General features: G+C 45.9%; 20 protein-coding genes. All 20 read right to left on the minus strand.

Features of this window, described 5'->3' with window-relative positions:
- Positions 1-12: 12 nt before the first annotated feature.
- A complete protein-coding gene (locus tag BLU47_RS02900; RefSeq protein ID WP_176780423.1) occupies positions 13-672 on the minus strand; it encodes an acyltransferase in 660 nt (219 codons plus the stop codon).
- A 388-nt stretch (positions 673-1060) separates the two neighbouring features.
- Entirely contained in the window at positions 1061-1885 is an 825-nt protein-coding gene (locus BLU47_RS02905; protein ID WP_255402064.1) for an acyltransferase, read from the minus strand.
- Between the two features lie 116 nt (positions 1886-2001).
- A complete protein-coding gene (locus tag BLU47_RS02910; RefSeq protein ID WP_091958131.1) occupies positions 2002-3093 on the minus strand; it encodes a glycosyltransferase WbsX family protein in 1092 nt (363 codons plus the stop codon).
- A 9-nt stretch (positions 3094-3102) separates the two neighbouring features.
- Complete coding sequence (locus BLU47_RS02915; RefSeq protein ID WP_091958134.1) at positions 3103-3657, minus strand: acyltransferase; 555 nt, start codon at positions 3655-3657, stop codon at positions 3103-3105.
- A gap of 25 nt (positions 3658-3682) precedes the next feature.
- On the minus strand, positions 3683-3955 hold the full coding sequence (locus BLU47_RS15075) for a DapH/DapD/GlmU-related protein (protein ID WP_255402065.1): 273 nt from the start codon (positions 3953-3955) through the stop codon (positions 3683-3685).
- 545 nt (positions 3956-4500) lie between these two features.
- Positions 4501-5667, minus strand: a complete 1167-nt coding sequence (locus BLU47_RS02925; protein ID WP_091958136.1) for a glycosyltransferase family 4 protein — start codon at positions 5665-5667, stop codon at positions 4501-4503.
- Positions 5668-5680: 13 nt separating this feature from the next.
- On the minus strand, positions 5681-6751 hold the full coding sequence (locus BLU47_RS02930) for a polysaccharide pyruvyl transferase family protein (RefSeq protein ID WP_091958139.1): 1071 nt from the start codon (positions 6749-6751) through the stop codon (positions 5681-5683).
- Positions 6720-8093 carry a Coenzyme F420 hydrogenase/dehydrogenase, beta subunit C-terminal domain gene (locus tag BLU47_RS02935; RefSeq protein WP_091958141.1) on the minus strand — a complete coding sequence of 458 codons (1374 nt, stop codon included), beginning with the start codon at positions 8091-8093 and terminating at the stop codon, positions 6720-6722. Before BLU47_RS02935 ends, BLU47_RS02930 begins: the two co-directional genes overlap by 32 nt.
- Positions 8090-9628 (minus strand): MATE family efflux transporter, encoded by a 1539-nt coding sequence (locus BLU47_RS02940; RefSeq protein ID WP_091958144.1) that lies wholly within the window; start codon positions 9626-9628, stop codon positions 8090-8092. Before BLU47_RS02940 ends, BLU47_RS02935 begins: the two co-directional genes overlap by 4 nt.
- A gap of 23 nt (positions 9629-9651) precedes the next feature.
- Positions 9652-10245, minus strand: coding sequence for a dTDP-4-dehydrorhamnose 3,5-epimerase (gene rfbC / locus BLU47_RS02945; RefSeq protein ID WP_091958147.1), 594 nt, complete (start codon positions 10243-10245; stop codon positions 9652-9654).
- 199 nt (positions 10246-10444) lie between these two features.
- Positions 10445-11245 (minus strand): acyltransferase, encoded by an 801-nt coding sequence (locus BLU47_RS02950; RefSeq protein WP_255402066.1) that lies wholly within the window; start codon positions 11243-11245, stop codon positions 10445-10447.
- Positions 11246-11783: 538 nt separating this feature from the next.
- Positions 11784-12932 carry a GumC domain-containing protein gene (locus tag BLU47_RS02955; RefSeq protein ID WP_091958149.1) on the minus strand — a complete coding sequence of 383 codons (1149 nt, stop codon included), beginning with the start codon at positions 12930-12932 and terminating at the stop codon, positions 11784-11786.
- Between the two features lie 182 nt (positions 12933-13114).
- Complete coding sequence (locus BLU47_RS02960; protein ID WP_218131530.1) at positions 13115-15577, minus strand: SLBB domain-containing protein; 2463 nt, start codon at positions 15575-15577, stop codon at positions 13115-13117.
- Between the two features lie 215 nt (positions 15578-15792).
- Positions 15793-16368, minus strand: coding sequence for a UpxY family transcription antiterminator (locus BLU47_RS02965; protein WP_091958154.1), 576 nt, complete (start codon positions 16366-16368; stop codon positions 15793-15795).
- Between the two features lie 818 nt (positions 16369-17186).
- Complete coding sequence (locus BLU47_RS02970) at positions 17187-17885, minus strand: response regulator transcription factor RprY (protein ID WP_091958157.1); 699 nt, start codon at positions 17883-17885, stop codon at positions 17187-17189.
- Positions 17886-17955: 70 nt separating this feature from the next.
- Positions 17956-19521, minus strand: a complete 1566-nt coding sequence (locus BLU47_RS02975) for a sensor histidine kinase (RefSeq protein ID WP_091958159.1) — start codon at positions 19519-19521, stop codon at positions 17956-17958.
- Between the two features lie 98 nt (positions 19522-19619).
- Positions 19620-21995: a TonB-dependent receptor gene (locus BLU47_RS02980; protein WP_091958161.1), complete on the minus strand. Its 2376-nt coding sequence runs from the start codon at positions 21993-21995 to the stop codon at positions 19620-19622.
- A 271-nt stretch (positions 21996-22266) separates the two neighbouring features.
- Entirely contained in the window at positions 22267-23052 is a 786-nt protein-coding gene (locus BLU47_RS02985) for a TrmH family RNA methyltransferase (protein WP_091958162.1), read from the minus strand.
- Positions 23053-23054: 2 nt separating this feature from the next.
- Positions 23055-24980 (minus strand): NAD(+) synthase, encoded by a 1926-nt coding sequence (locus tag BLU47_RS02990; protein WP_091958165.1) that lies wholly within the window; start codon positions 24978-24980, stop codon positions 23055-23057.
- Between the two features lie 48 nt (positions 24981-25028).
- The gene (locus tag BLU47_RS02995; protein WP_091958168.1) at positions 25029-26288 is read right to left on the minus strand and encodes an S-adenosylmethionine:tRNA ribosyltransferase-isomerase; all 1260 of its coding nucleotides are present in this window, start codon (positions 26286-26288) and stop codon (positions 25029-25031) included.
- Positions 26289-26297: the final 9 nt, after the last annotated feature.

A 26297-nucleotide genomic window follows, 5' to 3' on the forward strand; every position in this document is an offset into this window, starting at 1 on the left:
TATAATGGAACATTATTCTTTCCAATTTATTCCCTTTTTCACTATTCTAGACGGACATCCACCGATAATAATATTAGTTTCATTATATTGCCCAACAACGACCGTACCAGCCGCAACAATGCTATCATTATTAATTCTAGTATTCTTCATAATTGTAGTGCGGCATCCTATCCATACATGATTACCCACTATTATAGGTTTTCTGTTATCTATAATCGTATTATCACTGAGGTCTTGGACATAATGGAAATCTGTATCCATGAAAAGAGTATCCCAACTAACTAACACCCTATATCCAAAACAGATTTCCTTAAAACATATTAGTGACATGGCTGAAGTACATCTAAAAAAATCTCCAAACTTTACCTGTCCCTCTGGGCCAACCACTATTCTAGAGCCATGTCCTATGAAACAATGCCCGAGAAAAGATACTTTTCCTTTTACATCCCAGATTGAGCGCTCATGAGCTTTATCAAAAATTCCGACATCACCAAACCCAATTCTAACACAGCCAAACCCTACCTCCTTCAGCTCAATATCACCTATGCTCTTAATCATGACATTATATCTTATCAAAATAGGAAGATGCAAAGCATTTCTAAAAGAAAGACATCTAAAACAGAAGAATATACTTTTGGGGATTGACAAACTGTACTCTAGTATTTTATTCATTATCATTTCTAATTATTCTAGATGGATTCCCACCTGCTATTTGAGGCAAACCGCAACTCGTCCATATAGGCGATAATCATCTCACCAATGGCATTGGGATTCAACCTATACTTTAAATTGTAATCTTGTCTATTATCTTTCAGAAGAAAGAGAGTAACCACGAGCGGACGTCTAGGTTTATAACATCGTTTTAGAGTTGTTTTTCTTCTACGACGATGCAACAAATCAAGCACTTGACGACGAGCGAAAAAATTAAATTAAAGAACCATTAAGTCTTAACCATGAATTGCGAACCATATGTTAAGGGTATATTCTCCATTTTCGTTGCACAATACGTCCGTTCGCTTGAGTCCGCTCTCATTCAAAAGAAAGAAAAGCTTACATGAGACTAACAGCCAGAAGTACTATCGATATTTCTTATTACCCGACATGGATTACCTCCTGCAATACAATCTGCAGGAATATCTTTTGTAACAATGCTACCTGCGGCAATAATACTACGAGCACCGATATGAACACCTTTCAATATCTGACACCTTGCACCAATCCACACATCATCACCTATTTCTATTGGGGACGTACCAATAGTCTTGTAATAGGACTCTTCACCAACTTCTTTCACGTAGGTCCTACGCCGCTGCTCATAATCTATCGGATGCGCATCATTATCCATAATCAAACAGTCGCCACCTATATTCACATCGTTACCAATGGTAATGCGCTCCTTTGCCCAAAGATAGGAAGATGATATACCAACTCTATTGCCAATCTCTATTCTTGCTTTAGGGGTCATTAGAAACATTGCTCCACGAATATTACGACTAATCGGGTTAATACAGCCGCCAGAACTAAATTTAAAATCGTCACCGATTATAATTTTTCCTTTCCCTAGAATATATATTTTATTAGATACCCGAAGGTGCTTGCCGTAATCAATACCTAGCAGCCAGAAAAAGATCCGATTCCATATTATATACCAATAGAATTTATACTTCGGCCTAAGACGAAAGAGTTTGCGAGTAATGAGATGCATTTTCAAATAAGAGATATGACTATGAACTCCATCCAGTTCATAACGTAAATCATGAATTCTTTCTACGACTTTTTGCAGGTATCCATAATCAGGTAATTTGAATATCCACAATTGTACCACTAAATAACCAACAACATAGATTTCTTTCTTATAACAATCCTCATCGTTTCTTTGGTACACTTGACTCGTCGAAGAACGGTATCATTTTCAGTTCATACACAATACGTCCGCTCGAGTTTACTCGCTTTCTCTAAAAGAAAATTGACAGCTTACAATTAAAATGACAACTTACGCTATTATTTCACATTATCTATAGCTTTCTTAGTAGCTTCTATATAAGCTTTCCCATACTTCAAATCCGGTTCTAGATAATTTCCTTCACCCCATTCATTCCATGCCTTTAGGAACACTATATTTTCTTCATGCGGACGGTCAGAAATCATATTAAACATTTTTTTACATAACATCTCCCACCTTTCAGGAGTTGAATTATGCAATATAAATGCTTTGTTGGAACTTCTTGGAGAATGATCGAAATTAGGCAAAATACAAGGAAGCTGATTCTTCCTATTTGGATTAAAGTTATTAAGAATATATTTTACATAGTCTTGATAATCATAAACTTTATTAGGACAACCAGAAATGTCACGATACAATCTTTTAAAAACATTCTTTGCTAAATTAACTGTATGCTTCATATGATTAAGATAATCTATCGTAACATAATCAAATCCGTTTTCGGAAATTTCATCAAACTCTTCTGCATCATAGGTAAAACCGAAGAATTTGAAACCTTCCAAATCATTATCCCGAGCTAATTTCTGCCATGTTGACGCAAACAACCGAAATTGTTCTTTGCTTATACCAGTTGCAGAAAAGAATCCAAAAAGTAATTTCCCGTCTACTTTTATATACCTCTTATCCTTAAACGCAGGAAGCATTGCATAAAAATGATTAACATAGTCTTCTACTCCCGGGTATGTTTGCTCTATCAGGAGTTTGTCTGGCTTAGTTGAGTCCCATGTCTTCTGATACCAGCTGTGATTTGCCCAGCAGAGGCAGAAAGGGAAATCTGGTTTTCCACTTTCCACTACTTCGCGGAACACCCTATCTAATAATCTGCGACCTGCGAACCAATAATGCCAATAGCAAAATCCTTCGATGCCGGCTTCACGAGCCAACTGTGCCTGCTCTTCACGAACCTCTGGAACTCGTAAATCGTAATAACCTAAATCTGCAGGGACTCTGGGCTGATAATGTCCTTTAAATAACGGCTTTGCATTACCCACATTAGTCCACTCTGTGAATCCCTTCTGCCACCACTCGTCATTCTCCTTCGTAGGATAAAACTGTGGTAAATAAAATGCAATTAATCTTGGTTTTGACATAAATATATATCATTTCAAATGACTTAGTTCTTCTTTTGATAATCTTTTTTCTATAGGGTAAAGCATCGATTCATGCTGCAAAGCTTGTTCTAAGGTAAATCGATTCCTTAAAACTTTTGCTGGTACACCTCCAACAATTGTATAGGGGGGGACATTTTTAACAAGTACAGCTCCAGCAGCCACGACGCATCCTCTGCCAATATTTACACCTTTAAGGATGGTAACATTAGCTCCTATCCATGATTCATCCCCAATAATAACATCTGCATCATCTTCTGGCAATTTCTCGTGGTTATTAATCAATGGAATACCAATCTTTCTAATACTATGATCGCCATTAACTATCGTCACATTAGGTCCTAGGAGAACATTATCACCGAATATAATCTTCTTATATATCGCATATAATACAGCTCTTGGACCAATGGACACATTGTTGCCTAATTCTATCATAGAGGAAGAATTGATTATGCATTCTCGCCCAATTGAACAGTTTGCACCTTTACGAGCAAAATGATAATCTTCGTGCATCAAATAATAAACAAGCTTTCTTAATAAATTCATTCTAAAAAAATACATTAAAAATTTATTATAATTGCTTAATAATCCTCGCAGGCATACCTGCAGCCATACTGTTGCTTGGGATGTCATGGGTAACAATAGATCCTGCACCGATGATAACATTGTCACCAATGGTAACACCACCGAAGATGGAGACTTTATCACCTATCCATACATTTCGACCAATCTTTATCTCGCCTTTTGACGTCAGATGACGGCGAGCAGGGGGCGTTTCAGCTTCTTCCAACGACAATCCGCCATGCGCATTGTCACCAATATAGACAAACCGACCTGTTAACAATCCGTCACCGATTGTAATACGGTTGATTGCCGTAATATGGCAATATTCACCTATACTACAATCATTTCCAATGATAATTTCTGGTTCATAGCATTCGTCCTTGCCATAACGTTCCCAACAGCCAAGCACACAATAAGGTTGGAAGCCTGTTCTATCTCCTATATGTATCCGCTTACTCCCTCCACCTTGCAGTCGCAAAGGGTAACAGAAACAGGAATTCTCACCTACATCACCAATAAAATTCCTAATCCACATCGTATATAGGAGATTCCGACACCTACGTAATTTTTTGCTTAGTGCGTATGGATATATCTTACTGACCATCCACATTAGGAACCCTAACATGCTTTTTATAACAGATTTCATTATTTTATTCACAACATCTGACATCACAGAGAATTTCACCAACTTCAACGAGAAAATTTCGAATCCAGAGGGTATAGAGCATATTCCTCTTATTTCTTAGCCACTCGCTTAGACGGTATGTGTAGAGATGGCTCCAGATAATCGAAAGTTCTGTTTCCAATCTTAAAAAACCAAAATTATCATTTTGATATAGAATTATATAATTCTATATATTTGTCAGCAATAGGAGCCCATGATATAGAGGGAATCCATTCATTTTTTATATTGTTTACCAGACAGTCTAATTTCCTCGGGTTCTTTATCAAATCAATAATCGAACTTGTTAGTTCATAACTATTGCATGGAGAAACAACACAACCGAATTTTTCTTCTTTAATCATTTCAGGCATGTTTCCCGTCCTTGTAACTATAACCGGTTTGCTCAATACCAATGACGATTGAACCACACCACTTTGGGTAGCATCTTTATATGGACATACTGTAAAAATAGAATTTCCAACCAAATTTACTAGTTCTTTCACTCCTATATAATAATTCAGCAATCTAATATAGTCAAGTTTTTCGTATGGAGTATAATCAAAATAAATCTCCCCGCTACCTGCTATTATAAGACCTATATCTGGACATTCATTATGTACCTGAACCATAGCCTTAAGCAGATACTCAACACCTTTATGAGGAGTTATCTGTCCAAAGAATAATATGTAAGGCTTGTCCCAAATTGGTTCAGGATTAGTCTTAACATGGAGCAAACTTGTATATGCACCAAGGTTAGAAATTGTGATTCTACCTTTTTCAATATTATAAGTTTTAGTAAAAATGTCAACCTGGTTATGATTAAGCAACATAAAATAATTAGCCCATTTAATAGACATCTTCCGCTTTTCTTCTTGATCAGATCGCCCTCTTATTCCTGAATGTTGCACAGGGTCATGGACTGTCATAAACCGTTTCCCTTTAAATGGTAGATATTTTAATATCATATCGTATCCTTGAAATTGCCAGGTGATATGAATAGCATCCGCTCTTTGAAGCAACATATGAATATACACCCATATCCACAACACCCATGACAATGGAAACCATTTTGCAGGTTTATCCCCACATATAAAATATAGTCGGTCTAAATCCACACAGTCCTTATATATCTGCATGTCTACAAAACTTTTCGCTTTATATATGCCCCATCTATGGACAGGTTGTTTGAACTCTAAAATACTTGCTATTTGGAAATTAAATCCAATTGGAATATAATACCTAACGTCTATACCTTTATCTTGTAACTCCTTTATTAGAGGAAAATCACAATCCGCAAAGAAACAACTACTATAATATATTATCTTCATTAAAATTAATATTTTAGTTCATTGCATTAGCTATGAAACAGAACGATTTCTCCCTGTAATCCGCTATGGTTTTATTAATCAAATTCCAATTCAAATTGTCACTGCAATCATCTTCTATATCAAACATTCGTATAACACTATCAAACCTGGCATTTCCCCTAAACTCATTTCTTATCAAAAAGAATGGCTTATTGAATATAATAGAAAACACCAATCCGTGATACGAATCAGTAATTACATACTCTGAATCTGAAAAAGACCGGAGCCACTGCTCAATGCTTACAGGTTTATCCAGGCCTAATTCAAAGGCTTTCAGGTTTAGGTCTTTGGCTTTCTGTTGGATTAGGGAATCCATATCATCAGTCTTGTCTAAAATATAGCAGAATAGATTGCCTTCAGGCTGTACAGTATTTCCGCTTTCAATCAGCCGCATATAGTCTTCCTTATACAGAAGCAATGTTGGATCCAGTACCCAAATGGCCTGAGGTTCGTTCCATCCATACAACTTAAACAAGTCTAAGGCAGAATCTTCACGCACAGACACTGCATCAAAACGTCGGTACAAGTCTGACAATTGTTTTATCTCTTCGCTGCAAAATTCATTTTCTGTCACACCTAGCGACACTCCATATGCAATTCTTTTAGACTTCGTATTCTTAGGCAGGAAATCAAGAAACATTGTCTTGATATAGTCGCCTGCTATTCTTTTTCTCCACACCTGGTCACTACCCACAAAGTATGCATCAAATCCGTTGAACTTGCTAAGTTTGCGCAGATCGGTGATCTGCTCCGTATGTTTAACATATTTATTATAGAAAGGCTCGGTGATAGAGCATAACTCTTCGTATGTATGTTGCGCATGCTGCCATCGAGGAATTTTCACATCCTTACCAAGGAAAAACTTTTTAACCATTATTTTTATAAGTGAAAGAAGCATCTTATACCATGGACGATGATAATTAAACCTGAGATTTAAGTGGGTTACATCGTGTCCCATGTCCTGAAGAACCTTCATCAGTGCATACCGCTGAAGATTCCCCCCATAGTTATTATCATATTTTAAGTTTAATAATGCTATTTTCATTTTTTTGCATTTCTATTGTAATACTATATTGTGACCACCCCTTCTGCTTATCACGAAATTTAATAGAACTAATCATATAAGTTCGCAGTATTGCAACAGGAATGGCTACTACATTCAAATTTTCTTTATGTATATTTCTTTGAGTTATTTCAGTTTTGCCCTCCCCCATTATGAAGATTGCTTTTCTAACAATCCTTATAGGGTAAGTAAGCAGCTTTTTTGTAAATGACTTAAGGCACATCTTGGCAGTTGGCCTTAATGATTTACGAATCAATTCTACAACCCCATCTTCGTTATCAAGCTGACGGAAAAACTCTGTACGTCTAGGCCAAGGTTTAGCACTTCTATATATTGCGGAGTTATTACGATAGCCTTCTTCGAAGGTGACCTCGTTATACTTCATCTTATCAAAAGGCACATATCCTTTGCCTTTTGCGGTATGAATCAGGACTAATCCTGTACCCTTATCATCATCCATTGCGGGGCGGATGCTTTGGATACCCCAGAAGTCTGCTATAGTAATGTCACTATGACTACGGCATTCCTTGGCTTTACATGCATAACACGAGGGTCTTAGTATCATGTCTCGAAGAAATGCGTTCATATAGTCGTTCTTTTGGTGCCACGATGACAAGGAAATCATCTTCCCTTCCTTTTTGTAGTCAAGGACAAAATTGAAGCGTTTCCACCCTTCATGCTGCTTATCGCGCATTAACACTCCTTGTAAATTTACGGTTTCGACCAGTTCGTGAAGATATTTCTCCCACACCTTAGGACTTGGAACTCCGTGGCATACAAAATCAACCGTTAATAAATTGTCATATTCCTTTCGGAGATAATGTTTCAATCCAGCAATCTGACAAGGTGTTCCAGAATACATAACCTTTCTTCCTGCCTTGAGAAATTTGGAACATTTAGCATACGTATCTCCTACACAAGCCTGAACATATTTACTGCCTCTGAAAGCTGCAAGACCATCTATTGTCTCGGTATGGTCTAAAGTAACCTGCCAATTTTTATCAAAGCGCGCTCCAAATACGACTCCTCCATCGTTTATTACTTGTTCAGCCAATAATGTGAAGATACCTCCTGAAGAACTCTCCATGCGGACTTGCTCATCATTATTGATGGCAGCATAAGAATGAATAGGTGTTCTTGACTCGTAAGGATGAAGGAAAGGACACACCTTTTCGCACAAGCCACAGTCTATACAGCTTGACGTGTCGACCTGAGGATACAAGAATCCTTCTGCATCCTGTTGCATTGAGATACATTGCTTAGGACATGCTTGCTGGCAGGCTGAACACCCACAACAGTTATGTTTGTCACTAATAGTCATCATTTTCTTATCCTTTCTATTGCCAACTTCGTCTTATCCCAAATGAAGTTGCGCTCATTCTTGGTCAGACCAAATAATATGCAACAAACTACCGTCCAAAGAACACATATTGGAACATTCACCAAGAAGCGTATTATACCAGGATTAATATAGTAACATATACCAAGTGGGACGATGAATGAAGTAATAGATACCATCACACATGGTATTATGACCTCTTTTATATGTTGTCTTATAGAGAATTGCATGAGTTTTTTTATATCATAGAACCTAACCAGATTAAGTACCACAAAATCTATAATGAAAATAACGTACGACAACCATACCGGTGCCCCTAAAGTATATGCTATCCACGTAAGAGGAAATATAAAACCAGCGGTAATTGCTGCATGAATGGTGTAACTCTTTACATGACCATCTGACTGAATAAGACGAAAGAGATTCTGTCCGGAACATACAGCCAAAGATTCGAACATTGCAAAACGAAGGAATAGAGCAGACCATTCTGGTGCTTTTCCTAACCAAAGTCTAAGAAGCGTATCTGCTTCACAGCAAACAGGTACGATGAAAATGTACATCAGCAGCCACGAAAACTTCGTTCCCCTATTACCAAGGTGGATAGCATACGCCTTATCTCCTGACGCATATGATTTGGTAATCTGAGGAGAAAATGCCATAGTAAAGTTTCCCACAAAACTCTGCACTGCGGCATTAACAGTATTAGCAATACCCCTCGCGGCATTGTATGCAACTCCAAAGAAAACATTGATTAGCATATTAACGCCTTGAGTTGCAAAAGTGTATGCACCATTATTCAGCAAGTTCCATCCACTGAACACGGTCAATTCTTTTAATAATCCTTTATCAAATATCTTTGGACTATAATGAGCTTCATAAAAGTTCTTACCACAATACCATCCATAGAATATGCGCATTCCAAGTCCTACCAAAACGGTGAGGATGGCAAGGAGTATAAGACGATCTCCACCATAAGCCAATATGATGAAGCATATAGCCAGTTTAAGCATTGCTTCTGCAATACTTGTATATGCATATATTCCCATTCGCTCATGTGCCACGAGCAGTGCATTATATGGGGAACTGACGAGGCCAATGGCCAGCGAGATTAGAGAACATTGAAACACCCAGAAAGCAGCCATTTCTCGTCCTTGTGGAATTTGCGCAACGGTATTCAAGAACCACAGACCACCTATTTCCAAAACGACAATTGCGATTATTGACATTACAATCTGAGCATTGACAGAGGTCGAGAACATCGTCTTCAACTGGTCTTTGTCACCTTTTCCCAGGGCATAAGTAATATAACGTGAGATTGCTGCTGACATAGTAGCAGTAATGAGCGAAGACATTGCAACTATGCTACCTACAACGTTGTTGATGCCATAGTTATCAACGCCAAGGGCATGAAGCATCACACGCCCCGTATATAATCCCACAATCATTGTGATGAATGTGCGGAAGTACAAGGCGATAGTGTTTTTGGCTATACGTTTGTTATTTGCTGATATATCGGACATTTTACGATAATATCGGTTATATTTTAGCAGTTAGCATACAAGTCAACATCAATTGAGAAGGGACTATCAAAGTCCTTTAGTAAGGCGTGCCTTGTATCTTTTTCGCTCAAAACGGCTTTATCAGTTGGAATCTTCCAGTCAATGCCCAAACGATCATCAAGTATGCTTATACCACCATCTGCCTGGGGTGCATAGAAGTTGTCGCACTTGTACTGGAAAACAGCGGTTTCACTCAATACGGCAAAACCGTGGGCAAAACCACGAGGGACAAAGAACTGGCGGTGGTTGTCCTCAGTCAGTTCCACTGCCACATGTTTGCCATAAGTAGGGCTGCCTTTGCGAATGTCAACTGCCACATCAAGAACAGCACCTTTCACGCAACGAACAAGCTTGCTTTGAGTATAAGGAGGATTCTGGAAGTGAAGTCCTCGCATTACACCATAAGAGGACATACTCTCATTATCCTGAACAAAGTTTATGGTATGCCCAAGAATTGGAGTCACCTTCTCGTCAAACTCGCGTTGTGAGAAAGATTCAAAGAAATAGCCACGGGAGTCTTCAAATACACGTGGTTCGATGATAAGGACACCGTCAATTGCTGTTTTTATTACTTCCATTTTTTTCCTCGTTTAATGGGATGAAGGCTGAGTTTATACTGAGTACCAACAGACTGTGTCTCGTCATGGTATTTAGATTATGAAAGGTTTTTACATTTAGGGTAATTATATTTTATGTATTTTTGGGGTGCATTAACGACTGAAAAAAGGTGAGTTAACTCGATGGATCGAATGAGTTAACTCGACCCTAAAATATATTCTAATTTTTCATTAATTGTCTTATTACTCTGCACGGATTCCCTCCTGCTATTACATCTGAAGGAATATCTTTTGTCACTACACTTCCAGCAGCAATGATACTACGAGGACCGATATGAACACCTTTTAGAATGACACATCTAGCACCTATCCATACGTCATTTCCTATTTCGATAGGGCCAGAAACAATCGTCTTTTCATAAGCCCTTTTACCGACACGCCTTTCATATTCTGATATACGCAATCTATAATCTATTGGATGTGCATCATGATCCATGATTAGACAATCCCCCCCAATATTTACATCATTACCTATAGTGATACACTCTTTAGCCCATATACAAGCTGATGTGATAGCTACCCGATTGCCGATTTCAATACGAGCGTCTTTATTCATTGTGTACAGTGCCCCTCTAATATTTCTACAAATTGGGGTTATACTATCACCCGAAGTAAATCTAAAGTCGTCACCAACAATGTACCACCCCCGACCGTTAATACAGACCTTGTCATATACCCTAAGATTTCGTCCATACTTAATACCTATCAGCCTAAACATAATCCTATTATAAAGTATCCAACCATACATCCGAAACCTTGGCCAAATACGAAAGAGTTTGCGAGTAATGAGATGCATTTTCAAATAAGAGATATGACTATGAACTCCATCCAGTTCATAACGTAAATCATGAATTCTTTCTACGACTTTTTGCAGGTATCCATAATCAGGTAATTTGAATATCCACAATTGTACCACTAAATAACCAACAACATAGATTTCTTTCTTATAACTAATCCTCATCGTTTCTTTGGTACACTTGACTCGTCGAAGAACGGTATCATTTTCCAGTTCATACACAATACGTCAAAATTGACAGCTTACAAAAAGACTGTGTTTCGTTATGGTATTTAGGTTATGAAAGGTTTTTACATTTTGGGTAATTATATTTTGTGTATTTGGGGGTGCGTTAACGACTGAAAAAAGGTGAGTTAACTCGATGGATCGAATGAGTTAACTCGATCGATTAAATGAGTTAACTCATTTGGAGAGGGGCTAAATGTTAAATTATGTTAGTAGTTTGAAAGGATTTCGGATTTCTTTACAGATTGTGTGACCATTTTGGTCACATAAGGTGTTTGCGGATTTTGTATCTTTGCAGCCGATAAAGAATTAAAATTGATTCGATATGATGAGAAGTGCGTACAACAAATACCTCTGCGGAAACGGTCGGCCAACGGATCCCTGTTTCTTTTTTAAAATTCATTGCCCCCTTTATAGGGGGGCAATAATTTATTTTTTTAATTTAATTATCTATTACGCGCAATGTGCGCGAGAGAATTTATTCCTTGTCGCCTTTAAGGAGACGGGCAAGGTCGGTAAGGGAGAGGTCGTCAAGATCGTCCTCCGGGCTATTGGAGGGTTTGAAGAGGGGGATGAGGTGTCCTTCCTTGTAGATGCAGTACACTGTAGTAGCCAGGAAAGCGAGGAAGAGGAAAATCAGGACGGTACGGGTGCGCTTAGGACCTTCCTTCTGAACAGGGACCGTAGCACTTTGCAGGGTGGTGAAGGCAGGGGTCTCCTCCTGTACCTTAGCCTCGGCAGCCAGGAGCTGGGCGGCGACCTGCGTATAGGCGTTGTACTGCAGCTGCATCTCGTTCTCCAGGTCGGTCTGCTTCTGACGGACGGTCTGCAAGATGATGTCGTGGTTGGCGTCCATGAACTCGGCATATTTCTGACGTGCCTTCTCGTAGCGGGCCTTGGTCTCTTTGTAGATCTTCTTGTTGTAATCGAGGTCGACACGCACCTTGGAAGTGCGGTAGTCGGTGATGAAGTTCTGCAGGCGGTTCTTGACGGTGTCTGCCATCGTGGCACAGATAACAGGGTTTTGGTCGGTAACGGAGATGGTGATGACCATGGTCTTCTTATCGACATCGCAGACCACATTCTTGTTAATCGCCTTGACGATGTCTGCTTGCTCTTCAGTCAGACGGAAAGGATTGACTTTATCGTTTTGCTTGGAGTCATCAGATTTAAGCATGGAGAGGACAGCCTTCATAGCAGCACTCCACCAAGGGGCTTTCTGCTCGTTGCTCAGGTAATCGTAGTAAGACATGGTGCGGTCTGCCTCACCCTCTTCCTTATCGCCCTCGATGGTGACAGGCACATGGAAGAGCGTGGTCTTGAAGTCGGTACTGTTGACCAAGTCAGGATACAGTGTGGGGAAGAGGGCTTCAGAACCTGCGCCATTGTTACCCAAATTAACACCGAAGCTGCTGGCGAGGGAGGCCAAACCAGAGGCACCGCTACGGCTGCTCAACTCAGGGCTAAGCATAACGGTACAGTTGTAGTAGTTGGGGATGCTCAGCATGATAATAGCTGCCAGCACGAACGTGATGGAGAGAACTTTATAAAAAAGTTTCTTATGCTTCAGCATGTCTTGCCAGACATTGGAAAAGGAAACCTTTTCCTGAATATTTTCAATATTCATAAAATTTTGAAAAAATTTTTAACCTTAACGTTAACGCTAACCTTAACCCTAACCTTAACCTTAACGGGAACGGGAAACAATAAACGTTAACCAATAACCGGTAAACAATAAACTGTAAACGGTAAACGGTAAACGGTAAACGGTAAACTGTAAACGGTAAACTGTAAACGAAAATGAGAAATTTAGAGTTTAGTGAGGGCTATGATCAGAGTGGCGAGGGATGCCAAAGAGGTGCCGATGCCTGTGATGCCTGCGAGGTTGAGCGGGGTGCGGCGTTTCTTAGAGGGTACGATAATCTCGCAGCCCGGCTCGGGCTTGGCACCCTTGGAGACCACACCGACATTGCCGTTCTGGTAGACAATGAAGGTCTTCGACTTCTTGGCACGGTTGCCATAGCCTCCTGCCTCGTTGACATAGTATTTGGCACTCTTGCCTTCCTCGTAGGTGACCACATTGGGATAGAACACATCACCGGAGATGCGAACCATGCCACAGTATTCGGGGATGAACAGCTCATCGTCCTCACGCATCAGGATGTCCTTGTCGGAACCCGGGTGCTTGACAGCCGCCTCGAGGTCGATACCCACCAGGTAGGTGTTCTCTGCAGCTGCCAGGGCTTGCATGGAGATAGAGTCGCCACGCTCGGTCAAAATGCTACGCAGGGCCTTGACGGTGGACTGGGCGCGCATGCGCTCCTCGGCGTTCATCTGACGGACGAGGCGGGCGCCACGCAGATAGGCGGCGTCGGTGATGCCACCTGCCATCTTGAGGGCATCGGAGATGCGAATCTTCTTGGTAGGCAGCGTGAAGTTGCCTTCGTAGTTGACCTCACCACGTACGGAGATGTTACGGGCGGCACTGAAGGCTGGGCTGCGATAGACATGGACAACATCATAGGGTTCGAGGACGAAGCCCTGGCTGCCGGTCATCACGAGGCCGTCCTTCAGATCGAAGGTGAAGGTCTTGGCAATGACATTGCTCTTCGCAGTAGCATACGGGTCGAGGATGCGACGGCTGACCTCCACCTTGGCAAGGGAGGCCTGGTCGCGCAAGCCACCTGCCATGACGATAAGGTCCTGGATGGTGGTGTTGGTGGCATACTCATAGGTGCCGGGACTCATCACCTCACCTGTGATGGTGAAGGTGCGCTCCTGACGGAGGTCTTCCTGCGTCATCACGAAGAGCACATCCTCGTTGCGCAGGGGGACATCAGCTGCCGTACCGGACATGATGCCTGCCAGGTCGAGGGAGACGGTCTCCAACGAACGGTCTGCCTTCAGGCGGTGCAGGACGGCACGACCAGTGAAGGCGTCCTCTGTCAGTCCGTCGGCAGCCTTGACCAACGAGCGGACACTCGTCACATTGCCACCCAGATGGAACTGGCCGGGACGGAACACGGCACCCTTGATCTCAACCATGTTCTCGAAACGGTTGATCATGCCGTCAATGGTCACGGCATCACCATCCTCAAGGGTGAAATTGGCCATGTCGAACTCGTTGACATTATACACCTGATAGTGCTCGCCAGACTGGCGCACCAGACGGGCGCTCTTCTTGTTGGCATCGCCGGTATAGCCACCGGCATAGCGCAACAGGGTGGACAGCGACTCGTTCTTACGCATCTCGTAGAACATGGGGCGCTTGACATTTCCCGTGATGCCCACCAAGGCCTGGTAGGGCTCCACCATGATGACGTCATTGTCCTGCAAGCGGACATTGCCTGCCATACGGCCGTTGAGGATGTACTGGTAGAGGTCGACAACGGTGACCAGATGACCATTATGGTAGACCTTGATATTACGCAAGGTACCGAGGTCGCTGGTACCACCGGCACGGTAGAGGGCGTAGAACACATTGGCAAAGGCTGAGAGGTGATATGTGCCAGGACTACGCACCTCTCCCATGATATTCACCTGAATGGTACGGGTATTGCCGATGGTCACCTTGAGGTCGCTGCTCTTATAGCGGGAACCCAGCGTATTGCGCAACTTCTTTTGGGCTCCTGCTACAGAGAGGCCACTGAGGTAGATAGGACCATAACCGGAAACGGTGATGGTTCCCTCAGGGCTAATGGTATGGATTATGGTGTTTTGGGAAGCGCCATAGATATCGACGACGACTTGGTCGCCGGGACCCAAGACATAGTTGTCGGGGATGGGCATGTTGGCATTGGGCTGGAAATTGGGGTTGGCCTGACGGAAGATATCACGACCAAAGACTCGCTTGCCAGCGGCATCAGGTGCCTGGCCCTGTGTGGCCTGCACGTCGTTCTCGACTTTCTCCACATCAGCACTGGCATCGGTCTCGATTGTTCCTGACGTACCTACCTTGGCGGTATTCAACTCCTGGGAGGTCGTACCATCAGAATTGCCTGACATGCGGCGCGTGGCCATCTGGACAGCACCATCGGCAGCAGCGGAAAGACCACGCTTGGAGAGCTGGTCGTCGTACTGATTGCGTAAACGACGAATCTGGTCGATCTTCGCTCCTTTCTGCATGAGCTTGGTGACAATCTGAGCCTGTGAGGTCCCTGCCCGAGCCTCTGAGGCAATGAACTGCAACACCTGCTGGTCGCTCATCTGAGCGGAAACCGTGAGGTGCATACAACAAAGGAGAAAACTTAATAATAATATTCGTAAATTCATATTTTTTGGTTTACTGTTTCTTGTTTACCGTTTACTGTTTACTGTTTACTGTTTACCGTTTACTGTTTACCGTTGATACTTCGTATCGAGCCTGCTCACGCTCGGCAAATCTAAAGCAAGCTTTATTTGCTCTCGCTTAATCGCAGCCTTTACTGTTTATATGTTAACCTTAACCCTAACCTTAACGTTAACTAAGCGAGCGATGCTCGAGCGGGTTATTGGTTACCACTTACTTCTTTGTCATCGATTAGTTCGATGAAACTTGGGGGTAGTTGCGTGATGGCGACGGCGGCGATGCCTTTAAGAAGAACGACGACGATGCGGTCGCGCTTGATGCGCTTGATGACACCCTCGACACCGGCGAAGTTGCCGTCGATGATGCGGACACGCTTGCCTTGCTTGTCGAGGTAGTCGCTATAGGTCAGGTGGCGCACATGTTCGTCGAGCGAGGAGGAGACACGGATGAAGTTTTCCATGGCACGACTGGGCACCACAATGATCTCGGACTTCTCGTCGTCGGCACTATTGCTCACCATATATTGTAAGGTGGTACATTTCTTGTTATACATCTTCAGCTTGGTAATCTCTCGCTGACTGCTGTGCACGAAGATGAGGTTATGGATGGCAGGGACGAGCTCGCGACGTCGCTCGCCATCGTGCTCTACCAACTGATATTCCATCGGGAGATAGTACGGTACGTGCAAACGGTCGAGTTCCTTCTTTACCTTCAGTTCACTCCTGTAAGAACAGTACATGGGGAACCAACTGATGTCGTCAAGACTTCGTGACATAAGCGGGAGCGGAAAGACAAAGAGAGAGAGTGCCTGCGTAACGGACACAAGATGTAAGTGAAAACTCGAAAAAATAAAAAATGCAGCTCACTACTCAGTGCTTTCCCAGCAACCTTTTTATACTGACATAAATAAAACATTAGGAAAACTTTACGCAAAATCCGACACATTTTATCATGTGTCAAAAAAAGCGGGAGCCTAACACTGTTGCTCATTCCGCTAGTCAGGCTCTCGCATTGCCCTCAGTTCAAAACGAGCAACGCAAGACCCCACGCTGAGACATATTTAGATTAAACTAAATTGTTCCCAAATATGGGCATCTTACCGTTGCAATGTCTTGGAACTGTAGGAATTTGCGAGATTCGACTAACCAAAACAAAGCGCAGTAGACGCCATTTCCAATGTAATACCCACCCTACCACCTCCGTCTTTCGACTTCAGTTTTTCAGCTTGGGCAATGCAAAGATAGTAACTATTTTTGATATAAACAAAGAAAAGTGAAAAAATCTAGCAAAAGATTTTTTCACTTTTTCGTTAGTTGATACTTCGTATCGAGCCTGCTCACGCTCGGCAAATCTAAAGCAAGCTTTATTTGCTCTCGCTTAATCGCAGCCTTGACAGTTTACAGTTTACTGTTTACAGTTTACCGTTTCTTGCGCTCCGTAGGTGCTCAGGCGAGCAAAGCTCGGAGTCCCGTTTACTGTATATTGTTCCCGTTCGCTCGAGCTTGCTCGCTTGTTCCGTAGGTCTCAAGAACGTTAAGGTTAGGGTTAACGTTAAGGTTCCCGTTCCCGTTCCCGTTAACGTTCCCGTTAAGGTTAATCTTGCTCCGGTGCAATGAGTTTATAACCCTTGCCATGGATGTTGATGATCTCGATCTGAGGATCGTCTTTGAGGTGCTTGCGCAGCTTCGTGATGTAGACGTCCATGGAGCGGGCATTGAAGTAGTTATCGTCAATCCAGATGGTCTTCAGGGCGAAGTCACGCTGCAGGATCTCATTGGTGTGTGAGCAGAGCAGGGCCAGCAGCTCGTTCTCCTTGGTGGTCAGCTTGGTCTGCTTCTGACCAATGGTGAGCAGTTGCTTCTGGGTGTCGAAGGTGAACTGACCGATGCGGTAGACGGAACTCTCCTTGTTTTTCTTGCCACGTACACGACGTAGGATAGCTTCGATGCGGAGCACCAGTTCCTCCATGGAGAAGGGCTTGGTGATGTAGTCGTCGGCACCAATCTTGAAGCCTTCGAGGATGTCTTCCTTCAGTGTCTTGGCTGTGAGGAAGATGATAGGAATTTCGGCATTGGCCTGACGGATCTCCTGGGCCAGTGTGTAACCGTCCTTCTTAGGCATCATCACGTCAAGGACACAGATGTCGAACTTAGTCTTCAGGAAGGCTTTGTAGCCTACCTCTCCATCGGGGCAGAGTTCTGCCATGTAACCCTTTGCTGCGAGGTATTCGCGCAACAACATTCCAAGGTTCTCGTCGTCTTCACAAAGAAGAATTTTCAGCTTTTCGTCCATAATGATAATTTACAATTTGACTATTTACAATTTACTATTTATTGTTCAATTTTAGTATTTAACTATTCTCTTACCTCTCTCCACTTACCTCAAAGATAGGTAGTGAGATCGTGAACTTGGTGCCCTTCCCTACTTCACTTTCGGCTTTGATTTCGCCTTGGTGGAGGTCGACGACTTTTTTGACGTAGGCAAGGCCGAGGCCGAAGCCTTTGACGTCGTGCTTGTTACCGGTGTGTACACGGTAGAACTTATCGAAGATCTTGCGGAGGTTCTCCTTCTTGATGCCCTGGCCGGTGTCGCGAATGGAGAGGTAGAGCTTGTCGGAGTCGTTCCAGGTACGGATGTAGATGTCGAGGGGTTCGTCTTGCTTGCGGTACTTCACGGCATTGTCCATCAGGTTGGTGATGGCATTCTGGAAATGTACCTCGTCGACATAGATGGCGGAGTCGACGGCTTCTATCTGGGTGTATATCTTGCCTCCCGTATGCTCCACACGCAGGGTGAAGGTCTGGGCTATCTGCTCCACCATCTCGTTGAGGTCGAGCTCTTTCTTCTTGAAGATGATGCTCTTCTTGTCGAACATCGACATCTGGAGCACCTTCTCCACGAGGAAGCGAAGGCGTTTCGTCTCGTCGGCAATGACACCACCGAGGTGCTTGGTCATCTGCTCGGACTTCGTGACGGAGTCGTCGTTCATCATCTGGACAGCCAGCGAGATGGAGGCTATCGGAGTCTTCAACTCGTGTGTCATGTTGTTGATGAAGTCGTTCTTGATCTCGGTATACCGCTTCTGACGGAAGATGACGACGATGGTGAAGATAAAGGTGATGAGCAGCACGATGGTGAAGATGATGCTGGGGATCATGAAGCGCACACTGGAGAAGATGTAGGAGTTCATCTCGGGGAAGTGGATGCGCACGACACCACGCTTAGACTGCGGGTCGTAGCGGAAAAGCACCTTCTCGTAGGTATATTCCTTACCTTCGTCGGTATAGTCAGGACAACGGTAGACCTCACGACCATCAGTGGTAGAGACGGTCAGATGATAGGGAATATTGATGCCGTTGTTGATGAGCTCGGTACGGATATCCTGGTCGAGCATGCGGAAATTGACACGCTCCTTCAGGGGTTTGTCGCTGGCGGTATACAGGATGTTATAGACCACCTCGTCGAGCAATGCCTTCTGATAGACATAGCGGTTGCGCACTATCTCCTGCATCGACTTGGTGGCATCTGCCAACGTGTTCTTATCCTTGCGCATGATGATGGCCTTGGGGATGGAGGCGGGCTTCATCTCGAAGGTCTTCAGCTGGAATGACGAGTAGACGGTGCCGTCGTCAGCAGCCACTGCAAACTGGTGGGAATGCTTGATGGTGCCATCGAGTCCGTCGACCATCACGGAGTCTTGCGTGAACGCCCTGCGCTCCGTCGCATTGACATCCTTCTCCAGGTAACGGAGGGTCTCGTTCATCTCCATATTACGGGAGACCTGGTAGAGCGAGCGGTTCACACTCTCATCGAACTGCTCCTTCTTCATCTTGACCATCTCCTCGACATAGGAGAACTGAAGGAAGAGCAGCGCCAGGAACGAGAATCCCATGATGGTGGCTATTGCCCAAATAGTAGACTTCTTCATATCGGTTGCAAAATTAACATTTTCCCCGATATGAAGAAGTCTTTTAGTTAATTAATTCCGTTAATTTTAACGTCTTTAACTATTTTGCCGTGTTTTAATTAAAAATGAATACTTATATCAACACCCATCTGGAACGGATTACCTCGCTGGGCGAAGTAAAGTTTCTCGCCACCAAAATTGCTGTCGATGGCAAATGTATTATAATTGTTGTTGGTCAGGTTGCGTCCCCATACCGAAACGGTAACAGGTGACAGGTCGGCATCAATATGGGCGCCCAGCAGCATGTAGAACTGCTGGTCGTAGCTATTGGCAGAATCCCAGTAGGTCTTACCCTGTGCGTTCATGTTGACACCCACGGTCAGGCTGTGCAACACAGGACTGTCCACGTCGAAGCGATAGTCGGCATTGGCTGCCAGCGTGTGTTGAGGAACGAAGGGCACATACTTGCCGGAATAGTCGATGGGCGACGTCTTGCCGTCTACGCTGACGCTGTCCATATACTCCTTGAACTTAGCGCGGGTATAGCCGTAGCTGATCCCCCAGTTCAGATGGTCGTCGAAAGCGCTACCACGCAGTGTTGCCTCCACACCGCAGCTGTAGCTCTTGCCGGCATTCACCATGGAACGGCCAAAGCCATACTGTGTGGCAAAGACGGACAGCTGCTGGTTGCGAATCTGCATATAGTAGGCACTGAGGTCGAGGTGCAGGACATTGTCGAAGAGGTTCAGGTGGGTACCTACCTCATAGTTCCACGACTCTTCGGGACGGTACTGAATGGTGTTGCGGATGTTGTCGTAGCTTTGCTCGTCGTGGGCAATCTCCATGTCGCCACGTACTGACTGGGCCTGTGACTGCAACTCGCTTTGGAGGATGTCGCTGAACATCTGGATATTGAAACCACCGGCACGATAGCCTTTCGATACGAGGGCATAGACATTGCTGCCGCTGTTGTCGATGCGGTAGGTCAATCCTATTTTAGGCAGGAACTGGTTGAAGGTGGCATCCTCCTGATGTTCGAGGACGGAGCGCACGGTAGCCTTCACGTTGACACCCATCACGTTCTCGTCGAGGTGGGTAATAGCACTGGTGGCATAGTCGATCTTGTTCCGTGTGATATCATAGCGGAATCCCAGGGTGGCCTTCAGACGGTCAGTGAGCAGGATGTTGGACTCGTGGAAGAGACCATAGTTGGTCTGGGGAGTGCGGAACAAGCCGGGAATCGTCTCGGTATCCATCGTGATATGACAGCCTCCGGCACGTTCAATCATTGCCTTGGCAGCCTCCATACCCATACGCTTTGCCATCGAGTTGAGCATACCATAGTAGGCATAGTCCTCAATAGTCTTCGAGAGGAACTTGTTCATATCGGTATCGAAGAACACAGGGGCGTCGGTCTTCAGCCACTGGTGTGAGAAGAAGAGTCCAGTGGTGCCTTGCCAGATACCCAACTGATGACTTTTCAGCATGAGTTCCTGAGTGATCGTGTTCTGCAACTGTTTCTCCTGCATGTGCATGAAGTCGAGGGGACGGTAGTCGATATCCATCAGCATATCGTCGTTGAGATACTGCCAGCTGGCGGTATAGATGAGGTCAGCCCAGTCAGCGGCATAGTTCACGTTGAGGCCGGTGTTCAGCATGTTACGCTTGTAGTTGCCCTGACGGTTGGTGTTGGGATGGGCTGCATACTTGCGGTCGGCATCCAGCAAACCGTAGGGAAAACCGTTCTGGCGTACGAACTGATAGTCGGCCATCAGGTCGAAGGTCAGCCGCGTGGAGGGCTTGGCCACCAAACGCAGTCTGCCACCGGCCTCGTCCATCTTGTCAGCACGCTCCTGATTGAATTCGTTGCGGAAGAATCCGTTGGTTCCGTTATAGAAACCAGCCAACGAAAGGGCCAGCTGGTCACTGAACTTGTGATAATGGGCAGCCTCTACGGTGCGGTGGAAATGGGTGCCTACACTGACACGGAGGTCAGTGCCCTGGTAGTTCATGGGGTTCTTGGTGAAGATACGCACCAGTCCACCCTCGCTATTGATGCCGTAGAGCGTTCCCTGAGGTCCACGAAGCACGTCGACACGGTCCAGTCCGTAGAAATGCGTGTTGAATGCCGACTTGCTCATCAGCGGCATGTTATCCACATAAACACCCATCGAGGGACTGTTGATGCGCGAGCCAATACCTCTGACATACATCGACGACGTATAGCGCGACCCATAGGCGGGCATCACGAAGGAGGGAACAAAGGCGGAGGCGTCGCGAAGGTCATAGATGCCCCACTTGTTCATCTCGTTGGAGGTCAGTACCGAGGCACTCATGGGCTGTTGACGCAGTTTGTAGAAATCCTTGGACTGAGCGACGACCACCACCTCGTCCAAATCGTAGACACGGGAAGAGTCTGCCAATTCGCTGATGTTTCCTGCCACTGCAGGCAGCATCATGCTGACAGCTCCGAACATAAGAAGCATTTTTCTCATTACTAATAAGGTTTATTACACATTGAAAATTTGCGAGTGCAAAGGTACTGCTTTTCCTTTACACTCGCAATCATCATTTATGAGGATTTTTAACGTTAACGGGAACGGGAACGTTAACAGGAACAATTTGGAGGTGAGTGGAGAGAGGTGAGAGCTTACCTCCAATAAACGGTAAACGGGACTCCGAGCTTGCTCGCCTGAGCACCTACGGAGCGCAAGAAACGGTAAACAGTAAACGGTAAACAGTAAACTGTAAACGGTAAACAGTAAACTAAATAAAGCAGCTGCGCTGCCTGACTGCTTCAAACATGAGGATGGCGGCAGAGACACTGACATTCAGGGAGTCGCCTATGCCGAGCATGGGGATGCGGATGTGGGCATCGGCGGCCTGGCGCCACTTGTCGGTGAGACCGGTAGCCTCGGTACCCATCACGATGGCGGTGGGCTGTGTCATGTCGGTCTCGTAATAGTTGGAGGAGTCCTGCAACTGGGCGGTCAGAATCTGAATGCCGTTGTCCTTCAGCCACTGGATGCACTCCTCGGAGGTACAGGCCACACAGGGCACACTGAAGAAGGCACCTACGGAGGCACGGATGAGATTGGGGTTGTACAGGTCGCAGAGGGGGTCGCACACAATGACAGCATCGACGTTGGCAGCATCAGCGGAACGGAGGATGGCTCCTACGTTGCCGGGCTTCTCGACACTTTCCATCACCACGACGAGGGGATGCTGCTGTAACTTCAGGTCCTGGAGGGTGTGCGGTCGACAGACCACTTCTGCAATGATACCTTCGGTACCTCCACGGTAGGCCACCTTATTATATATATCGGCAGTCACCTGGAAAATACGGGCACCAGCAACCTCGGGTTCTTCGGGTCCGAAGATGTCAGGACACCAGAAAAGGGTGTCCACCTGGTAGCCGCTGCTGATGCAACGCTCTATCTCACGACGACCTTCCACCACGAAGAGACCACTGCTGCGACGCTCAGCAGACTTCTGCTGCAACGCCAGCAGGCGCTTCACCTTGGGGTTCTGGGCACTCGTTATCAGTTCCATGACTACAACTCCTCACACTCCTTCAACCATAATGTGCTGCAGGCATCACTCGGCATACGCCAGTCACCACGCGGTGAGAGCGACACACTGCCCACCTTGGGACCGTCAGGCAGACAAGAACGCTTGAACTGCTGCGAGAAGAAACGACGACAGAACGTGGTCAGCCACTTTTTGATGGTCTCCTTCGGATAAGCATCGCCAAAGGCTTTCTGTGCCATGAGGTAGATCTTGGCTGGTCCGAAGCCAAAGCGCAGGAAATAGTAGAGGAAGAAGTCGTGGAGCTCGTAGGGACCTACCAGGTCTTCCGTCTTCTGTTTGATGTTACCCTGCTCGTCAGCAGGTGTCAGCTCAGGTGATATCGGGGTGTTGACAATGTCTATCAACGTGTCGCGCTGGGCACTGAACATCGGCAACAGGGCGATATAGCGTATGACATACTGGATCAGTGTCTTGGGGATGCCGGCATTCACGCCATACATCGACATGTGGTCTCCATTATAGGTGGCCCATCCCAACGCCAGCTCTGAGAGGTCACCGGTACCTACCACCAAGGCATTGAACTTGTTGGCGAGGTCCATCAGGATTTGGGTACGCTCACGGGCCTGTGCGTTCTCGTAGGTGGCATCATGCCTGGTGGCATCATGACCAATGTCCTCGAAATGCTGCATGACAGCCTTGCCAATAGGTATCTCCATCTGTGAGATGGCGAGCGTCTGCATCAGCGAAGCAGCATTGTCGTGAGTACGGTCGGTAGTTCCGAATCCGGGCATCGTCACACCAATGATGCCCTTGCGGTCCAGTCCCAGCTTATCGAACGTACGCACGCAGACGAGCAACGCCAGCGTGGAGTCCAGTCCACCACTGATACCTACCACCACATGTTCACAATGGGTGTGCGTCAGTCGTTTGGCAAGACCGGCAGTCTGGATATTCAGGATTTCCTCGCAGGTCTCTGCCATCTCCGTATGGGAGGGGATGAAGGGATGCGGGTCGATATCCCTGACTAACTGGAAAGGATCGTCAGACTGCTTCGACTTGGCATCGACGACGATGGCTTCCGCATCACGCTGCGCACAGATAAAGGTGGTGTTGGTGTGGCGCTCCGTGCGCAAACGCTCCACGTCAATCTGGCTCACCAGCAACTGGGGCTGAAACGAGTAGCGATCGCCCTCGGCAAGGAGCTTGCCATTCTCGAAAATCATGGCATTGCCACCGTAGACGACATCCTGTGTCGACTCGCCAAAGCCACACGAGGCATAGACGTAGCCGCTGATGGTACGGGCACTCTGCTGTGCCAACAGGGAGCGCAGGTAGCGGTGCTTGCCTATCAGCTCGTCGCTGGCGGAGCAGTTCAGGATGATGTCAGCACCAGCCATCGTCAGGTTGTTGCTGGGCGGTATGGGTGCCCACACGTCTTCGCATATCTCAATGCCGAACTTAACACCATCGCCGGTCTGGAAGAGCTGTGGCTCTGACGACACGGTGATAGGCGTTCCAGCCAGATAGGTCTCCGTGGGGTTCAAGTCGAAGGCGGAGGCGAACCAACGCTTCTCATAGAACTCATTATAATTAGGCAGGTAGGTCTTGGGAACGACACCCAGCAACGTACCGCTCTGAATGACTACGGCACAGTTGAGCAACAGGCCGCCAATCTGCACGGGCATGCCTACCACACAGATGATATCGAGTTTACGGGTGAAGTCAAGCAGGGATATCAGGCCGTCCTCAGCCTTCGACAGCAACAGCTGTTCCTTGAAGAGGTCCTGACAACTATATCCCGTCACACAGAGTTCCGGGAAACAGACCACCTCAGCGCCCTCTCCGTCAGCAAGACCTATCAGGCGCTCTATCTCTTGTACGTTATACTCCACATCAGCCACTCTCACAGCAGGAACAGCAGCTGCCACTTTGATAAATCCGTACTTCATATTATCGTATCTAATTAATTGGTTTTCAATATATTATTACTCACACACCTACGGTATCAACAGCGAGGAATCGCCATAGCTCAGGAAGCGGAAGTCGTGGGCCAGCGCATAGTCGTAGATGCGGTGCCAGTCGCCTTTCACGAAGGCACTGACCAACAACAGCAACGTGGACTGGGGCTGGTGGAAATTGGTGACCAGCATCTTCACGATATGATAGTTATAGCCGGGCGCAATGATAATCTGTGTCGAGGAATGCAGCGTGGTGAGCCGATGACGGTCCATCCAGTCCATCAAAGCCCGAAGGGCTTCCACACCTCTTACCTCTGACCTCTGACCTCTAATCATTTCTCTCACCTCTCCCCTCTCACCTCTCACCTCTTGATACGGCTCCCACTGATTAACATGCAACTGCTCTTCCGTCAGGTCGGGACAGTTCATCACCTTCAACCCCATATAATAGAGGCTCTCCAACGTGCGGACACTGGTAGTACCTACGGCAATGGCCTGTCCGTCGTGAGCCAGCAGACGTTCCAGGGTATGGCGCTTGACAGCCACATATTCCGTGTGCATCTCATGCTGTCCGATGGTGTCGCTCTTCACAGGCTTGAAGGTGCCGGCACCCACGTGTAGCGTCAGCTCCTCACGTTCTATGCCATGGGCATCGAGGGCTTCCAACACACGGTTGGTGAAGTGCAGGCCGGCAGTAGGAGCAGCCACACTGCCCTTGATCTTTGAATACACCGTCTGGTAGGTGGTCTTGTCACTCTCCTGCGTCTCACGGTTGAGATAGGGAGGGATGGGCAGCTCACCAATGGCATCCAGTATCTCGGCAAAGTTCACCTGGGGGTTGTCCCACGAGAAGTTCACCCACTGACTGGTACCATGTTCCCCACGACGGGCAGCCGTCAGCACCACCTGTTCATCCTTCACCTGCAGGACTCTCGTCAGCGCCCCTTCCTTCCATTTCTTCAGGTTACCCACCAGACAGAGCCACGAGCATCGTTCCGTAGTCTGGAACATCTGTTCGTAGTCAGCAGGCTGGGCAGGTTCCAGGAGGAACACCTCGATCAGCGCTCCCGTCTCCTTGCGGAAATGCAGGCGGGCCTGGATAACCTTGGTATTGTTGAACACCATGAGTGCACCCTTGGGCAAGTACTTGGGCAGGTTGAAGAAGAGGTCCTCTCCCACCTCACCATGATGGTAGATGAGCAGTTTCGACTGGTCACGCTCTGCCTTCGGGAATTTCGCAATGCGCTCGTCGGGCAGATCGTAGTTATATTCGCTAATATGTATCTCTTGCGTATTCATAACAGACTG

Source organism: Prevotella sp. tc2-28 (assembly GCF_900107705.1).
In the GTDB taxonomy this organism is placed as follows: Bacteria; Bacteroidota; Bacteroidia; order Bacteroidales; family Bacteroidaceae; genus Prevotella.

Bases quoted from the DNA above. Each gene is read 5' to 3' on its own strand.
- BLU47_RS02955 (WP_091958149.1), bottom strand. From the start codon at position 12,932: ATGAATATTGAAAATATTCAGGAAAAGGTTTCCTTTTCCAATGTCTGG.
- BLU47_RS02935 (WP_091958141.1), bottom strand. From the start codon at position 8,093: ATGATGACTATTAGTGACAAACATAACTGTTGTGGGTGTTCAGCCTGC.
- BLU47_RS02915 (WP_091958134.1), bottom strand. From the start codon at position 3,657: ATGAATTTATTAAGAAAGCTTGTTTATTATTTGATGCACGAAGATTAT.
- BLU47_RS02995 (WP_091958168.1), bottom strand. From the start codon at position 26,288: ATGAATACGCAAGAGATACATATTAGCGAATATAACTACGATCTGCCC.
- BLU47_RS02910 (WP_091958131.1), bottom strand. From the start codon at position 3,093: ATGTCAAAACCAAGATTAATTGCATTTTATTTACCACAGTTTTATCCT.
- BLU47_RS02960 (WP_218131530.1), bottom strand. From the start codon at position 15,577: ATGAATTTACGAATATTATTATTAAGTTTTCTCCTTTGTTGTATGCAC.
- BLU47_RS02970 (WP_091958157.1), bottom strand. From the start codon at position 17,885: ATGGACGAAAAGCTGAAAATTCTTCTTTGTGAAGACGACGAGAACCTT.
- BLU47_RS02980 (WP_091958161.1), bottom strand. From the start codon at position 21,995: ATGAGAAAAATGCTTCTTATGTTCGGAGCTGTCAGCATGATGCTGCCT.
- BLU47_RS02965 (WP_091958154.1), bottom strand. From the start codon at position 16,368: ATGTCACGAAGTCTTGACGACATCAGTTGGTTCCCCATGTACTGTTCT.
- BLU47_RS02900 (WP_176780423.1), bottom strand. From the start codon at position 672: ATGAATAAAATACTAGAGTACAGTTTGTCAATCCCCAAAAGTATATTC.
- BLU47_RS02950 (WP_255402066.1), bottom strand. From the start codon at position 11,245: ATGAGGATTAGTTATAAGAAAGAAATCTATGTTGTTGGTTATTTAGTG.
- rfbC (WP_091958147.1), bottom strand. From the start codon at position 10,245: ATGGAAGTAATAAAAACAGCAATTGACGGTGTCCTTATCATCGAACCA.
- BLU47_RS02930 (WP_091958139.1), bottom strand. From the start codon at position 6,751: ATGAAAATAGCATTATTAAACTTAAAATATGATAATAACTATGGGGGG.
- BLU47_RS02990 (WP_091958165.1), bottom strand. From the start codon at position 24,980: ATGAAGTACGGATTTATCAAAGTGGCAGCTGCTGTTCCTGCTGTGAGA.
- BLU47_RS02975 (WP_091958159.1), bottom strand. From the start codon at position 19,521: ATGAAGAAGTCTACTATTTGGGCAATAGCCACCATCATGGGATTCTCG.
- BLU47_RS02925 (WP_091958136.1), bottom strand. From the start codon at position 5,667: ATGAAGATAATATATTATAGTAGTTGTTTCTTTGCGGATTGTGATTTT.
- BLU47_RS02985 (WP_091958162.1), bottom strand. From the start codon at position 23,052: ATGGAACTGATAACGAGTGCCCAGAACCCCAAGGTGAAGCGCCTGCTG.
- BLU47_RS02940 (WP_091958144.1), bottom strand. From the start codon at position 9,628: ATGTCCGATATATCAGCAAATAACAAACGTATAGCCAAAAACACTATC.